Origin of the sequence: Pseudomonas sp. NPDC089395, from assembly GCF_044749525.1 — a bacterium.
Lineage (GTDB): Bacteria > Pseudomonadota > Gammaproteobacteria > Pseudomonadales > Pseudomonadaceae > Aquipseudomonas.
This window is the reverse complement of the sequence record NZ_JBIVID010000003.1, coordinates 173,104-187,521: the sequence shown is the minus strand read 5'-3', so window position 1 is coordinate 187,521 and position 14,418 is coordinate 173,104. Positions and strand designations below refer to the sequence as shown.

The window sequence follows — 14,418 nt, the reverse complement described above, 5'->3', positions numbered from 1 at the left end:
GAAACGTTCTCCTGGGAAATGGGAAGGTCATCGAGAAACATTGGCTCGATGCAGAAAAAAGCATAACCCTCCTCAGCGCCCGACGCGTCACTTCAGCCCAGCGGTTGTGCCCCCTCGGCAACCAGAAAGTCGATGAACACACGCACCCGCAATGGCATGTGCCGCGCCTGAGGGTAAATCAGCATGAATGGCCGTGAAGTGCCGCCGTACTCGGCCAACACCTCCACCAGCTCGCCGTTGTCCAGCGCGTCCTGCACCGTAAAGCGGTATGCCTGCATCAACCCACCGCCATGGCGAACCAGGATCGTGGTGGCCAGGAAATCGCCCAGGCAGGTCAAACCGCCCTGCGTCTGCACCTCCAGTTCATGGCCATCCCGGCGAAAGCTCCACGCTGGCCTCCGCCCACTGCTGGCCAGTTCGAACTGGATGCACTCATGCTGGGCGAGGTCTTCCGGCACCTGCGGCGCCCCCTTGCGCGCCAGGTAGGCGGGGGTGGCCACCACCACCAACTCGGCATCCTCCAGGCGCCTGGCCACCAGGCGAGAGTCGGCGGGCTCGCGACCCCGAATGGCTAGGTCGAAGTGTTCTTCGGTGAAGTCCACATTGCGATTGCTGACATGCACGTCTACCTGCACATGCGGGTAGCGCTCACGAAACCGGGGCAGTAGCGGCAGCAAGCGATGGTGGGCATAGGGCGTCGGCGCACTGATACGCAAGCGGCCACTGGGCAGCACCTGGCCCCCGGTCACCTGGCGTTGGGCCTCGACCAGTTGCCCGAGGGCCTGGCGACACTGCTGGTAGTACGCCTGCCCTGCCTCGGAAAGGCGCATCTGCCGCGTAGTGCGCACGAACAAGCGCACCCCCAGGCGTTCTTCCAGGCGCGCCACGCTGCGGCTTACCGCCGCTGGCGTGACACCTGCCTCGATAGCGGCGGCGGTGAAGCTGCCATGGTCGGCGGCCAGGCAGAACAACTCCAGGCTGCCCAGTTGAAGATCGTCGAAGTGGCGCGTCATGCTGGCTCGATTGATTACACGGTGTATCGATTGAAATGCCATCTGGCTTATTTTTCAAGCATGGGTTGCAACCTACAGTGGTCACCACACCGAGCCACCGGCTCACCTACTGGAGAACGCACACATGACCCAGCCAAGAACCGTCATCATCACCGGAGCCTCCAGCGGCCTCGGTTTTGCCCTCGCCGAAGCCTTCCTCGCCCGTGGCGACAACGTCGTCGGCAATGCCCGCAGCCAGGCACGCCTGGACCAGGCCGCCGCGCGGCTCGGCCAGCCGCAACGCTTCGTCGGCGTGGCCGGCGACATCGCCCTGGCCGAGACGGCCCGGCGCTTGTTCGAAGTGGCCCTTGAGACCTTCGGTGCAGTCGACATCCTGATCAACAACGCCGGGATTTTCATCTCCAAACCGATCGCCGACTACACCGAGGAAGACGTCGATACCCTGGTCGGCACCAACCTCAAGGGCTTCTTCTACCCGGCGCAGGCGGCGGCACGGATCATGGCCGAACAGGGTCACGGGCATATCGTGGCCATCACGGCGTCCATCGCGCTGCAGCCAGATACTCGGGTACCTGCGCTGTTGCCGGTGCTGGTCAAGGGCGGCTTGAACCAGGCGGTCAAGGGGCTGGCCCTGGAGCTGGCGTCCAGCGGCGTGCAGGTCAATGCGGTGGCCCCCGGGATCATCGACACACCGCTGCACAGCGGCAATGTCGAAGGCCTCGGTGCATTGTCGCCCAGTGGCCGGACCGGCTCGCCGCAGGATGTGGTGGATGCCGTGCTGTACCTGACCGATGCGCGCTTCGTCAGCGGCGTCATCCTGCCGGTAGACGGCGGCAGCACCGCCGGCACCTGGCACTGAACAAAGGAGTTGAAGCCATGCCTTATGTACATATTCGGGTGACCGACGAAGGCGTCAGTGCCGAGCACAAGCGCCAGTTGATCGAAGGCACGACCCGGTTGCTGCAACAGGTGCTGGGCAAGCCGCCGGCCAGTACCTTCGTGGTGATCGAGGAGGTGCCGACGGATAACTGGGGGGTGGGTGGGGAGACGGTGACCGCGGTGCGGCAGCGAGAGCGGGGTTGAGAACTGGGGCCGCTTTGCGGCCCAATCGCCGGCAAGCCGGCTCCCACAGGGAAACGCGGTGCTGTCTTTGTGGGAGCCGGCTTGCCGGCGATTGGGCTGCGCAGCAGCCCCCTTACTGGCGCAACCGCTCCAGGGCCTCCAGCACATAGCCGGTGGCCCTTTCCACCTCCCCTTCCCGGCAGGCAATCCCCAATTGCCGCCACAACCCAGGCCGCAGCGGCCGACGCACAATGCGTCGGTCCAGCCCCGGCGCCTCGCCTTCCTGGGGCAACAAGGTGGCGCCATAACCGGCCCCCACCAGGCTCTTGATCGCATCGTTGTAGTTCAGCTCGATCCGCGGCTCGGGGTACAACCCGGCGGCGGCGAACCACTCACCGATCACCCGCGACAGCTGGGTGCTGCTGTCATTGAGAATCAACGCGCGCTGCCCCAGCCAGGCTGGGCTGACCCTGGCCGGCGGCTGCCAGTCGGCAGGCACGTAGGCCAGGATCGGGTCGCGCCGCCAGGGGGTGACCTTGACGCCCTTGCCCGCCACCTGCGGCAAGGCCACCAGGCCGATGTCCAGCGCGCCTTCGCGCAGCCGCGCCAGGGACGCCTGGGAGGTCAGCACCTGCACTTGCACGTCGATACCCGGGTGCGCCACCCGCAGGTGCTCCAGTGCCTTGGGCAACAGGTGGGCGATGGCACCGGTCGAAGCACCCAGGCGCACCCGGCCGGTCAGGCCTTCGACTTGCCGGCGCACTTCGTCCAGCGCAAGGTCGGCGTCGGCCAGCAGGCGCCGGGCGCGGGCCAGCAGGGTATCGCCGATGGCCGTCGGGCGGACCTGGTTGCGATTACGGGTCAGCAGCGGCGCACCGACCCGCGCCTCCAGCTCGGCGACGTGCAGGCTGATGGTCGGGGGCGCCAGGTTGAGCTGGCGGGCGGCCTCGGCAAACGAGCCGAGGTCGGCGATGACCACCAGGGTGCGCAGGCGGTCGAGGCTGATTTCGCGCATGGGGACGTTCCTGACAAGGCATAACGTTCAGAAAAAATGAATGACAGCATCATGATATTCAAATTTCCTTTACCAAGGCGACAGGCGAGCATAGGCCAACTTCTCCACACCGGACCCCGACCATGCGCACCCCTGTTGTCTTCATCGATGGCGACCAAGGCACCACCGGCCTGCAGATCCATGCCCGCCTGCACGGCCGCGACGACCTGCAGCTGCTGACCCTGCCCGAAGCCGAGCGTAAAGACCCGCTGCGCCGCAGCGAAGCGATCAACAGCGCCGACATCGCCCTGCTCTGCCTGCCCGACGACGCCGCCCGCGAGGCCGTCGCCACGATCCGCAACCCGGCAGTGCGGGTGATCGATGCCAGCTCCGCGCACCGCACCACCCCAGGTTGGGTCTATGGCCTGCCGGAGCTGGACGCGCAGCAGCCCGAGCGCATTGCCCAGTCCACTCGCGTCAGCAACCCCGGCTGCTACCCCACCGGCGCCATCGCCCTGCTGCGTCCGCTGGTCCAGGCCGGCCTGCTGCCGGCTGACTATCCGCTGAGCATCCACGCCATTTCGGGTTACTCCGGGGGTGGCCGGGCGGCGGTCGAGCGCCATGAACAGCAAGGCGACGCGTCGGCGCCTACCCTGCAGATGTATGGCCTGGATCTGGCGCACAAGCATGTGCCGGAAATCCAGCGGCACGCTGGCCTGTCGGCTCGGCCGGTGTTCCTGCCGGGGTATGCCGCCTATCGCCAGGGCATCGTCCTGAGCATCCCGCTGCAGCTGCGTCTGCTGCCTGGCCAGGTGAGCGCCGCACAGCTGCAGGCTTGCCTTGAGCGGCACTATCAAGGTGCCCGCCATGTGCAGGTAATGCCCCTGCACCAGCACGGCCCGGCCACCGCGCTCGACCCCGAAGCGCTGAACGACAGCAACGACCTGCGTCTGGCGCTGTACGCCAACCCCGAGCACGGCCAGGTGCTGCTGACGGCGGTGTTCGACAACCTGGGCAAAGGGGCCTCGGGCGCGGCGGTGCAGAACCTCGACCTGATGCTCGCGGCGCTGCAGACACGAGGCTGAACCGGTAAAAAGGGTTTAGACTGTGCACCCCGTGCCAACCCGGCGCGGGGTGATCCAACAGCCGCCGGAGCCCGTCCCCCGATGTTCATCCTGAGCCGCCTCGACAGCGTGCCGCCCGAGTCCTTCCAGAACCAGATCCGCGAACTGGTGATCCACCATGTGGGCGAACTGAGCAGTGTCGCCATTCGTGCCGACAACCCGCTGTACCCGCTGTACCAGTACGGTGTCGGCATGGAGGTGCATCAGTACCTGCAGGCCATGGACGGCACCCGCGGCCTGGCCGTGGCGCTGACCCTGGCGCTGGACGCCGAGGCGCCGGACCAGCTGCTTGGCTTCGCCTTGACCCTGCCTGCCCAGGACAACCCGCAGGCCTGTGCCCTGGCCTTTCTTGCCGTGGTGCCCGCTCATCGTCGCCAAGGCGTCGGCCGCGCCTTGCTGGGCGATGTACAGAAGCGCTTCGCCAGCGTCGAGCTGAACGCCTTCGCGCACCAGGTGCCGTGGTTCGAGGCCATGGGCATGCAGGTGGTGGCGGCCAGCGGGCCGCAGGTATTGATGAGCAGTACCGGGCAGGCCAGCGGCGCGCTGATCGGGCGGCTGGACATTGCGCCGATCTACCAGACCACCGAGGTGCATCAGATTCATACTTACCTGCTCAATCAGCAGGGTGAGGATGCGATGATCGAGGCGGAACAGCAGCGTGATGAGTGGCTGGATGAGTTGGCAGTGCTGGCGCGTGAGTGTGTGAAGCAGCGCAAGACCGTCCATTGAGTTATTGGTGGCTGCTTTGCAGCCCTTTCGCGACACAAGGCCGCTCCTACAGGGACCGCGTGATTTTTGTAGGAGCGGCCTTGTGTCGCGAAAGGGCCGCAGAGCGGCCCCAGCAATCTTCAGCCATGCACCCACCGCCGATGCAGCCCGCGCGCCAGGGCATCGAGCATGAACCCCAGCACACCAATCAGCAGCACCATCGCCATCAGCTCCGAGTACGCCAGCCGGTCGCGGGTATCGAGAATGAAATACCCAAGCCCCGCACTCACCCCCAGCATCTCGCACGGCACCAGCACGATCCACAGGATGCCGATCGCCAGGCGCACGCCGGTCAGTACATGGCCGATCACCCCGGGGACGATCACCTTGCACAAGGTCTCCCAGCGCGTGGCGCTGAGGCTGCGGCTCAATTGCAGCCAACGCGGGTCCAGCTGGCGCACGCCCGCCGCGGTATTGAGCAGGATCGGCCACAAGGCGGCAAAGGCCAGCAGGAAGTAGATCGGCTGGTCGCCCACCCCCATCAGCATCACCACCACCGGCATCCACGACAGCGGCGAGATCATCCGCAGGAACTGGAACGCCGGCGTGGTCGCGGCCTCCAGGTGCCGGTAGCTGCCCACCAGCAGGCCCAGCGGCACACCGATCAGCAACGCCAGCAACAGCCCGACCAGGATCCGCTTCAGGCTGACCCAGACATGCCCATAGACCTCGCCCTGCCCCAGCAGCTCGATCAGGCTGGCCAGGGTCGCCTGGGGCGAGAAGCGCGCCGACAGGCCGTCGGCCTCGCCAAACATCGCGACACCAGCCCACCACAGCACCAGCAACCCCAGCAAACCCACCAGCCCCAGGCCGGCATGTACGACGTGCTTGCGCATCAGACCACGAACTCCTCGCTGCGCTCGAAGTTGTCGGCGATGCCGAACACCGATGGCCCACCGACGGCCGCGATGGCGTTGCGCACGAAGCGCTCGTCGACCAGGTCGCGGGCCGTCTGGGCCGGGTCCAGGCCGGCGAGGAAGGCGTTGTCGCCTTCGATCAGGGTGTGCTTGAGGCGCTTGACCAGTTCCTCGGTGTAGCTGGGGAACGGGTATGGCTGGAAGTCGATGCGCTTCTCGTCCCATTGCTGGTGGCGGATGGCGCCGCTGGCGATGTAGCCGGCACGGTCTTCGGCGGCCGGGGCCAGCACCTTGGTCAGCACCGCCGGCTCGTGCGGGGTGTACTTGTTGGGGCCGGCCTTGGACAGCAGCGCGGCGGCTTCGGCGCGGTGGTCGCGGGTCCAGTGCTGGGCCTTGACGATGGCGTTGACCACCTTCTGCGACCACTCGGGGCGGTTGTTCAGGTCATGTTCGTGCATGAACACCACGCAGCACGCGTGGTTGCGCCAGACGTCGCCGGTAAAACGCTGCACCCGCCCGACCTTGAGGTTCTCGGCCAGGGCGTTGAACGGTTCGGCGACGATGTACCCGGCAATGCGCTTGCTGGCCAGGGCCGGCGGCATGTCCGAGGGTGGCAGCACCAGCAGGTTGACCTCGTTGGTCGCCAGTGGCGCATTGGCCGGTTTCGATACCGGGGTCAGGCCGTTGTCGTTGAGCATCTGCTGCAGCACCACGTTGTGGATCGAATACCAGAACGGGATAGCCACCGTCTTGCCGCCCAGTTGCTGCAGGTCGGTGATGTCGGGCGCCACGGTCAGGCCCGAGCCGCCGACGTGGTTCCACGCCACCACCTTGGCCGGCACCTTGCTGGCGTAACGCGCCCACACGGTCATCGGCGACAGCAGGTGAATGACGTTGACCTGGCCTGAGATGAAGGCCTCGATCACCTGGGCCCAGCTGCGCAGCAGCACCGGGCGCTCGGCCTTGATGCCTTCGGCCTCGAACAGGCCGTTGTTGTGCGCGACCAGCAGTGGCGTGGCGTCGGTGATCGGCAGGTAGCCGATGCGCACCGGCGCATCCGGCTCTGCGGCGGCGCGCGCCTGCAGGCTCGACAGCAAGGGTACGGCGCCGGCGGCGGTGAGCATGGCACTGAGCTTGAGGAAGTCGCGACGCGACGTGGAGGAACAGCAGTCATCCATGCACATGGGCAGGCTCCGAAGGCAACGAGGGGGAAGAGTTTTCGTCTGAGCGGCTGGCCCGCCGAAGGGTTTTGAGTATCTCGATGCGCAGCGCGCCCAGCTCCTCGACCCGCTGTGCCCGGGGTTGCGGCAGGTCGATGGACCATTGGCCGAGGATGTGCGCCGGGTGGTTGCCCAGTAGCAGCACCCGGTCGGACAACAGCAGGGCTTCGTCGATATCGTGGGTAATCAGCACCGCTGCAGTGTTGTGGGTGCTGATCAGTTGCAGCAACAGTTGCTGCATGTCGGCGCGGGTGACTTCGTCAAGGGCACCGAAGGGTTCGTCGAGCAGCAGCACTTCGGGCTGGCGTGCCAGGCAGCGAGCCAGGGCAGTGCGCTGCGCCATGCCGCCGGACAGTTGCGCCGGGTACTGGTTGCGCGCATGGGCCAGGCCCACGGCGCTGATCGCATGGTCGATGCGCGCGCGGCGCTCGGCCGCAGCCAACTTGGGCTGGCGGGCGAAATCCAGGCCGAAGGCGACGTTCTTTTCAAGGCTCAGCCAAGGCAGCAGGCTCGGGTCCTGGAAGGCCACCGCCAGACGCGGGTGCGGACCTTGCAGCGCCTGGCCGTGCAGGGTCACGCTACCGCTGCGCGGCGGCTGCAAGCCCGCCAGCACCCGCAGCAGGCTGGACTTGCCGACCCCGCTGGGACCGAGGATGGTCACCACCTCGCCTGGCGCCAGTTGCAGGTCGAAACGCGCCAGCACCGCCTGCCAGCCGCCCTCGCGCGGGTAGCCCAGGCTGATATCGCGGGCTTCGAGTAACGCGTGGCTCATGCAGTGGCCGCCTGGCGGTGCAGTTCGGCGCGCAGTTGCACCAGGCTTGGGGTGACGATGGGGACGAACGCCGATTCACGCCAACGGCGTGCGAAGCCTGAGCCGAATTCGTCGAGGTAGGCCTTGCCGCCACTGGCCTGCAATTCGAGCTGCACGGCGTCGGCCGCGCTTTCGGCGAGGGTGATGCGCAGCTTGAACAGCGCCGCCGGCTGGCCCTGGAAACGCCCGTCGAGCAGGCCCTGCTTGAGCTCGGTCACGGTGTTTTCCAGGCGTTCCTTGAGGACCTGGCGGTGCTCTTCCAGGAACGACAGGCGACCATGCAGGTGCTCGTGCACTTCGTCCAGCGAACGGCGCGCCAGGCCGATGGCCATGCCGCACTGCAGCGCGAGGAACGCCGGGCGCACCTTGGGCAGGAATTCGCGGGCGTTTTCGTGCAGCAGCCAGTCGCGGCCGAGCGCCACCTGGTGGAAGGCCAGTGCCGCCGTGTTGCTCGACTGCAGGCCCATCAGTTGCAGGTCGTCGGAGCGCTCCAGGCCCTGTGCCTGTGAAGGGATCGCCAGTACGAAGGGTGCGCCGCCCGCATCGTCTTCGATGGCGGAGGCCACCACGAAGCCGCTCTTGCGCAGGTTGGTTACCCAGTGCAGTCGGCCTTCGAGGGCCCAGCCGTCGGCCTCGGGGCGGCCACGTACCTGCAGCGCCTCGATGCCGGAAAGAAACTTCATGGCATTGGAAAGGCCCGTGGCACCGGCCAGCTCGCCGGTCAGCAGGCTCGGCAGCAAGCGCGCGCGCAGGGCCTGGTTGGGGCTTTGCAGCAGGTATTCGATAAAGGCACGCTGGCCCCAGCAGACGAAGGCAGTTGCCAGCGAACGACTGGCGATCGCGGCAATGGCTTCGACGGCGTCGGTCACCTCCCCCCCACTGCCCCCCAGTGCCGGGTCGACACCGATGCGCAGCAGTTGCGACTCGGCAATCTGCGCCAGCACCCACTGCGGGTCGCACTGGCCCTGGTCGATGGCCTCGGCATTGGCATCCAGCCACGTGGCAAATGCAGCATCAAGCATATCCCTACTCCTTTTGAAAACGCGGGCGCCACGGCGCCCCGCGCGGTTTATGCAGAAGGCTGCCAGCGGTACTTGCCGAGCTCGTCGTTGAGCGGCGTCTGGGCGAACACATTAGCAAAGTTGCACAGGGTTGCGAGGCTGACCCCGAGAATCACTTCCAGGGCGTTGCCCTCGGTGAAACCAGCCTCGCGCAAGGCCTGGTAGGTGGCCTCGCTGACATTGCCGCGGGTGGCGATGACTTCACGGGCGAACGCGGCCAGGGTCTCGTAGCGCGCATCCGGCAGCTCGCCACGGGCGCGCAGGGCATCGACCACTTCCTGCGGCAGCTTGGCCTTGTTCAGCGCAACAGCCGTGTGGCCGGCCACGCAGAAGTCGCAGCCATGCTGGGTGGCGGCGATCAGCTGTACCACTTCGCGCTCGGCCAGGGTCAGCTCGGCCTTGCCGTTGAGGGCCGAGACGGTCACGTAGGTTTCCAGGGCCGCCGGGGCATTGGCGAGCACACCCAGCAGGTTGGGGATGAAGCCGGAATTCTTCTGGGCGTTCTCAAGGAACGGGCGGGCCGCTTCCGGGGCGCTCTGCAGAGTGTGTAGAGTAATGCGCGAGGACATGGAGGGGTCTCCTTCGGTGTGTGTCCATACAGTCTGTTGGTTATAAGAATCGCCCTCCATATTCATCAGTCGCCTTTCCTTGCTCCTGAGTCTTTACATTAGATGATTTCATCCAGCCCACTTGTCGATTGGTTATTAGAAGGCCTTGAGTTAGACGCCAGCCTGTTCCACGTCGGCCGCTACTGCGGCGGCTGGCATGCCAGTACCGAGGGCATGGGCCGGGCCAGTTTTCACGTGGTGGTGCAGGGCCATTGCTGGCTGCACATCGATGGCAAGGCCGACGCAGTGCGCCTGGAAACCGGGGACGCGGTGTTTCTGCTGCGCGACCTGGGTTACCGCTTGTCCAGCGACCAGGACCCGCTTAATGCCTGCGCCCAGCCGCGCCAGACCATGCAGGCGCTGGATACCAACGCGGCGGACGGCGTGGGGCTGGTGTGCGGGTTCTTTCACTTTCGCCCTGGCTTGTCGTCACTGATCATCGAGGGCCTGGCCGAGTGGATCCTGTTGCGTGCCGAGGAGCCGAGCGGGCATGCGGCGCGGGCGTTGTTCGGGCTGATCCTGGACGAATGCCAGCGCCTGCCAGCCCCCTCGCAGACCCTGCTGGAACGGCTGACGCACTTGTTGTTCCTGTATGTGCTGCGCCAGCAGGTGCATGCCGGGCAGCCACTCGGCGGCCTGGTCGCCCTGGCGCGGCAGCCGGCGTTTGCCGGCTTGCTGCAGCAGTTGATCGAACAGCCCGGGCAGGCCTGGACGCTGGAAGGCATGGCGGGGTGTACGGGGCTGTCGCGGTCGGCGTTTTTCAAGCGGTTCAACGAGCTGGCCGGGCAGTCACCGGGGCAGGTGCTGCTGGCGTTGCGCATGCGCCATGCCTGCCAGTTGCTGCAGGCGGGCAATACTGTGGAGCAGGTGGGCGCGCAGGTGGGGTATCAGTCGGTGGCGGCGTTTACCCGGGCGTTTGCCAAGGCGGTGGGAGTGCAGCCTGGGGCGTATCGGCGGCAGCATGAGGGGCGCTGAAAATTTTGGGGTTTGTACTGGCCCTATCGCCGGCAAGCCGGCTCCCACAGGTAGCAGCCCACTGAACCCAAGACCGGTGGAGTACCTGTGGGAGCCGGCTTGCCGGCGATAGGGCCCGTACAGGCAAACCCATCAAGCCTGACTCGCCGGGATCCGTCGCTCGCCCATCCAGGCATTCACCTGCTGCCCGAACTCCGCCGGGGCCTTGCGCCCGAACCGGCGCGACAGGTCGAGAATCGTCTGCTGGGCCAGCGCCTCTTCCATGCGCTTCTGCGCGCTCAGCATCACAGCATGGATCGCGCAGGTGCCTTCAGTCGCCCAGCCAGGCGGCGAACCCTCGAACAGCGTGCAACGTTCGCGAATCTCGCGGCAGTCAAAGATCTTCTTCGGCCCGTCGATGGCATTGACGATGTCCAGCACGGTGATTTCGTCCGACGGCCGGGCCAGGCGGAAGCCACCGCGCACCCCTTCCGTGGCGACCACCAGCTTGGCGCGCGCCAGCTTGGTGAAGACCTTGGCCAGGTACTCCTGTGGCACGCCTTGCAGCTCTGCGAGGTCGCGCACGCTGGACTCGCGCGTGTCGCCGCGCTCGTCCACGAGGTATAGCAGGCAATGGATGCCATATTCGACGCCAGCACTGTAGAGCGACATTTCAATCTCCGACCAACTTTGTCGCAAATCATACGCCGGTAGCGCCAGCACCGCAAAGCGGCTTGCCACTTCAGGTGCTGGCGCGCCTCCAATGCCTACCCGCGCAGCGCCTTCACCTCGCCTTTCTTGCCGTCCGTCTCGCGCAAGTACTCTTGCAGCGAGTCGTCCATCGCCTGCATCCAGCGGGTATGGTGGGGCACCGCCTTGGTGCCGGTGATCACCGAGCGGTACGACTTGTCGCGGTAGCCCATGATGTCGTGCTTCTTGTCCTGCTTCCATTGCAGGAAGATGCGATTGACTGCATCGATATCGAAGCTCGGGTAATCGGTCTGCCCGATCAGGTGCTTGATGTATCGACCCTGGAACTCATACATCGAGGCCGTGGTTTCCAGGCCCTCCTCATCCTCGCGCCAACGCTTGCTGTCCGCTTGCATGTCCGCCCTGGACGGCAGCTTGATGCGCCCCATCATGTAGTCGCGGGCAAACCACGCCTGTGCGTCGAAGAGGTTGAAGCTGTACCAGAGGTCCTGCATGCCCAGGTAGAGCAATTGCGGATTCTGCTCCCAGACCACACCCTGGTAGAGCCCCGCAGGCCACAGGCGGTTGTTGGTCTTGAGGGTCAGATCATCGGGCAGGAACGGGAAGTGATGCTGGTAGCCCGTGCACAGGATGATGGCATCCACGCGCTTGTTCGACCCATCGGCGAAGAACGCCAGGTCGTTTTCGACCCGCACCAGTTGCGGGCGCTCTTCCCATCCCTTGGGCCATTTGTAGCCCATCGGCTGCGTACGGTAGGCCGTGGTGATCGAGCGCGCGCCGTACTTGAAGCATTGCGAACCGATGTCTTCGGCGGAGTAGCTGCTGCCGACAATGAGCAGATCCTGGCCGTGGAATTCCATGGCTTCGCGAAAATCGTGGGCGTGCAGGATACGTCCGGTGAAACGCTCGAAGCCTTCGAACGCCGGCACGTGCGGGGTGGAGAAGTGCCCGCTGGCCACCACCACATAATCGAACACCTGCTCGATACCAACCCCTGCACTGTAGTCATGGGCGCTTACGGTGAACTCGCGCGTCTGTTCATCGAAGCTGACGTTCTTGACCACGGTATTGAAGCGGATGTAGTCGCGCACCCCGGCCTTTTTCACGCGGCCTTGAATGTAGTCCCACAGCACCTCGCGCGGCGGGTACGAGGAGATCGGCCGCCCGAAGTGTTCATCGAAGCTGTAGTCGGCGAATTCCAGGCACTCCTTGGGGCCGTTGGACCACAGGTAGCGGTACATGCTGCCGTGCACCGGTTCGCCATGCTGGTCGAGCCCGGTGCGCCAGGTGTAGTTCCACATACCGCCCCAGTCGGCCTGTTTTTCGAAGCAGACGATTTCCGGCATGGGGGCGCCCTGGGCATGGGCGGACTGGAACGCACGCAGTTGCGCAAGGCCGGACGGGCCGGCACCGATGATAGCTACACGAAGAGTCATAGTGATTCCTGAACAGTTGAACGCTGAAAAAAATGCAAAGGCTCCCCAACCCCGAACGGCATAAGGCCGGGGGTGGAGCGATTCAGGCGTTACGGTGCAGGTGGAGGGACGGGGCGCTTGCGCATCTGGCTGAGCAGGATGTTGACGGGCGGAATCGACAACACGTGATACAGGCTTGAAAGCGGGGAGAGGGTCATGGGGGTGGGCCCGTATCCATCAGCGCAGGGCGCGGAATGGGGGCCTGAGGGGCGCAAGATACGTGTGATCTCGTACATGGGGGCTGAAATGGCCTCTTTTCTTTGTGGTTTCCTTTTTATCTATAACGGATGGGGGTGGGGATATCAAGGTTTGTGCCCAACCGCCCGCCAGCCGCCTGAGTACAGGCCTTTCTACGCGTTGACCGATGAACTGCCCCCTCGTCGCGAAGAAAAAACTTGCAAACGCAAACTACGACCAATAGAGTCGTAGTTACTCGAGAGGCACCTACGGTGTGGATCGAAGCCCTCTTCTTCCCTGTATGACCTTTGCGGAGCACCTGCATGAAATCCAACATCCTGATCATCGGTGCCGGTTTCGCCGGCGTGTGGAGCGCCCTGAGCGCCGCCCGCCTGCTCGACCAGGCCAAACGCGACGACCTCAGCATCAGCGTGCTCGCACCGCAGCCCGAGCTGCGCATCCGCCCGCGCTTCTACGAAGCCAATGCACATACCTTGAAAGCCCCCGTGGGCGAACTGTTCGAGGCCGTGGGCGTGCGTTTCATCACGGGTAATGCCGAGGCCATCGACGCCGACGCCCGCAGCGTCAGCTACACCGACAGCCACGGCCAGCGCCAGCAGATCGGCTACGACCGCCTGATCCTCGCCGCCGGCAGCCAGGTGGCACGCCCGGCAGTACCGGGCCTGGCCGAACACACCTTCGATGTCGACCAGATCGAATCGGCCATGCACCTGGAGCAGCACCTGCAGAGCCTCGCCGCCCTGCCCCCTTCGCCGGCACGCAACACCGTGGTGGTCTGCGGCGGGGGCTTCACCGGCATCGAAACCGCCACCGAAATGCCCGCACGCCTGCGTGCCTTGCTCGGTGACAGCGATGTGCGTGTCGTGCTGGTCGACCGTGGCGCCAGCATTGGCGCGGCCCTGGGCGCGGGTATCAAACCGTCGATCGTCGCCGCGTCCGAGCAGGCTGGCGTCGAATGGCTGACCGGTACCACGGTGGTTGCCGTCGATGCCGGCGGCGTCACCCTCGACAATGGCGAATACATCGCCAGCAAGACCGTGATCTGGACCGTCGGCGTCAAGGCCAGCCCGCTGACCGCGCAGGTAGCCGGTGAACGAGACAACTTCGGCCGGCTCAAGGTCGACGACCACCTCAAGGTGATTGGCCAGCCGCATATCTATGCCACGGGCGATACCGCCTGGGCAGCCGTCGACGAAATCGGCAACCACGCCCTGATGACCTGCCAGCACGCCATCCCCATGGGCCGCCACAGTGGCAACAACGCCATGGCCGACCTGCTCGGCGTGCAGCCGGTGGTCTACCGCCAGCCCAAGTACGTCACCTGCCTCGACCTCGGTGAATGGGGCGCGGCGTACAGTGAAGGCTGGGAGCGCGAACTGAAACTGCACGGCCAGGAAGGCAAGGACCTCAAGCGCCAGATCAACTCGGTATGGATCTACCCACCTGCCGCCGACCGCGCCGTGGCACTGGCAGCGGCAGATCCGCAGATCGCAATCGTTTGACCGCATGATCCCGGCAGATCCGTCCAAAAAATGACGGATCTGCCTATGCATGGCACAAGG

The 14,418-nt window shown here is 65.4% G+C and carries 15 protein-coding genes; 6 read left to right on the top strand and 9 right to left on the bottom strand.

Going from position 1 to position 14,418, the window contains the following annotated elements; all coding sequences use genetic code 11:
- Positions 1-92: 92 nt before the first annotated feature.
- On the bottom strand, positions 93-1,013 hold the full coding sequence (locus ACIPZG_RS09285; RefSeq protein ID WP_400712597.1) for a LysR family transcriptional regulator: 921 nt from the start codon (positions 1,011-1,013) through the stop codon (positions 93-95).
- Between the two features lie 124 nt (positions 1,014-1,137).
- On the opposite strand from ACIPZG_RS09285, the gene ACIPZG_RS09280 reads away from it, so the two are divergent.
- Both ACIPZG_RS09280 and ACIPZG_RS09275 read left to right on the top strand, forming a co-directional pair.
- Complete coding sequence (locus ACIPZG_RS09280; RefSeq protein ID WP_400712594.1) at positions 1,138-1,872, top strand: SDR family NAD(P)-dependent oxidoreductase; 735 nt, start codon at positions 1,138-1,140, stop codon at positions 1,870-1,872.
- A 17-nt stretch (positions 1,873-1,889) separates the two neighbouring features.
- Positions 1,890-2,096: a 4-oxalocrotonate tautomerase family protein gene (locus tag ACIPZG_RS09275; RefSeq protein ID WP_400712591.1), complete on the top strand. Its 207-nt coding sequence runs from the start codon at positions 1,890-1,892 to the stop codon at positions 2,094-2,096.
- Positions 2,097-2,208: 112 nt separating this feature from the next.
- On the opposite strand, the gene ACIPZG_RS09270 is transcribed toward ACIPZG_RS09275, so the two are convergent.
- On the bottom strand, positions 2,209-3,090 hold the full coding sequence (locus ACIPZG_RS09270) for a LysR family transcriptional regulator (protein ID WP_400712588.1): 882 nt from the start codon (positions 3,088-3,090) through the stop codon (positions 2,209-2,211).
- 122 nt (positions 3,091-3,212) lie between these two features.
- On the opposite strand from ACIPZG_RS09270, the gene argC reads away from it, so the two are divergent.
- Together argC and ACIPZG_RS09260 are read left to right on the top strand one after the other, a co-directional pair.
- A complete protein-coding gene (argC, locus tag ACIPZG_RS09265) occupies positions 3,213-4,154 on the top strand; it encodes an N-acetyl-gamma-glutamyl-phosphate reductase (protein WP_400712585.1) in 942 nt (313 codons plus the stop codon).
- A gap of 81 nt (positions 4,155-4,235) precedes the next feature.
- Positions 4,236-4,922 (top strand): GNAT family N-acetyltransferase, encoded by a 687-nt coding sequence (locus ACIPZG_RS09260; RefSeq protein ID WP_400712582.1) that lies wholly within the window; start codon positions 4,236-4,238, stop codon positions 4,920-4,922.
- Positions 4,923-5,041: 119 nt separating this feature from the next.
- Here the strand turns inward: ACIPZG_RS09260 and ACIPZG_RS09255 are convergent, their stop codons facing one another.
- Genes ACIPZG_RS09255 through ACIPZG_RS09235 form a run of 5 tightly spaced genes read right to left on the bottom strand, consistent with a single transcriptional unit; the run spans position 5,042 to position 9,479 of the window.
- Positions 5,042-5,797, bottom strand: coding sequence for an ABC transporter permease (locus tag ACIPZG_RS09255; protein ID WP_400643049.1), 756 nt, complete (start codon positions 5,795-5,797; stop codon positions 5,042-5,044).
- The gene (locus tag ACIPZG_RS09250; RefSeq protein WP_400712580.1) at positions 5,797-7,002 is read right to left on the bottom strand and encodes an ABC transporter substrate-binding protein; all 1,206 of its coding nucleotides are present in this window, start codon (positions 7,000-7,002) and stop codon (positions 5,797-5,799) included. Before ACIPZG_RS09250 ends, ACIPZG_RS09255 begins: the two co-directional genes overlap by 1 nt.
- Positions 6,989-7,810, bottom strand: coding sequence for an ABC transporter ATP-binding protein (locus ACIPZG_RS09245; protein ID WP_400712578.1), 822 nt, complete (start codon positions 7,808-7,810; stop codon positions 6,989-6,991). Before ACIPZG_RS09245 ends, ACIPZG_RS09250 begins: the two co-directional genes overlap by 14 nt.
- A complete protein-coding gene (locus ACIPZG_RS09240; RefSeq protein WP_400712576.1) occupies positions 7,807-8,871 on the bottom strand; it encodes an acyl-CoA dehydrogenase family protein in 1,065 nt (354 codons plus the stop codon). Before ACIPZG_RS09240 ends, ACIPZG_RS09245 begins: the two co-directional genes overlap by 4 nt.
- 47 nt (positions 8,872-8,918) lie before the next feature.
- Positions 8,919-9,479: a carboxymuconolactone decarboxylase family protein gene (locus ACIPZG_RS09235; protein WP_400712574.1), complete on the bottom strand. Its 561-nt coding sequence runs from the start codon at positions 9,477-9,479 to the stop codon at positions 8,919-8,921.
- A gap of 102 nt (positions 9,480-9,581) precedes the next feature.
- Here ACIPZG_RS09235 and ACIPZG_RS09230 point away from each other — a divergent pair, with 102 nt between their 5' ends.
- Complete coding sequence (locus tag ACIPZG_RS09230; RefSeq protein ID WP_400712573.1) at positions 9,582-10,493, top strand: AraC family transcriptional regulator; 912 nt, start codon at positions 9,582-9,584, stop codon at positions 10,491-10,493.
- Between the two features lie 132 nt (positions 10,494-10,625).
- Here the strand turns inward: ACIPZG_RS09230 and ACIPZG_RS09225 are convergent, their stop codons facing one another.
- Together ACIPZG_RS09225 and ACIPZG_RS09220 are read right to left on the bottom strand one after the other, a co-directional pair.
- Positions 10,626-11,144, bottom strand: coding sequence for an RrF2 family transcriptional regulator (locus ACIPZG_RS09225; protein WP_400643054.1), 519 nt, complete (start codon positions 11,142-11,144; stop codon positions 10,626-10,628).
- Positions 11,145-11,239: 95 nt separating this feature from the next.
- Entirely contained in the window at positions 11,240-12,619 is a 1,380-nt protein-coding gene (locus ACIPZG_RS09220; protein ID WP_400712571.1) for an NAD(P)-binding domain-containing protein, read from the bottom strand.
- 539 nt (positions 12,620-13,158) lie between these two features.
- On the opposite strand from ACIPZG_RS09220, the gene ACIPZG_RS09215 reads away from it, so the two are divergent.
- Positions 13,159-14,358, top strand: coding sequence for an NAD(P)/FAD-dependent oxidoreductase (locus tag ACIPZG_RS09215; RefSeq protein ID WP_400712569.1), 1,200 nt, complete (start codon positions 13,159-13,161; stop codon positions 14,356-14,358).
- Positions 14,359-14,418: the final 60 nt, after the last annotated feature.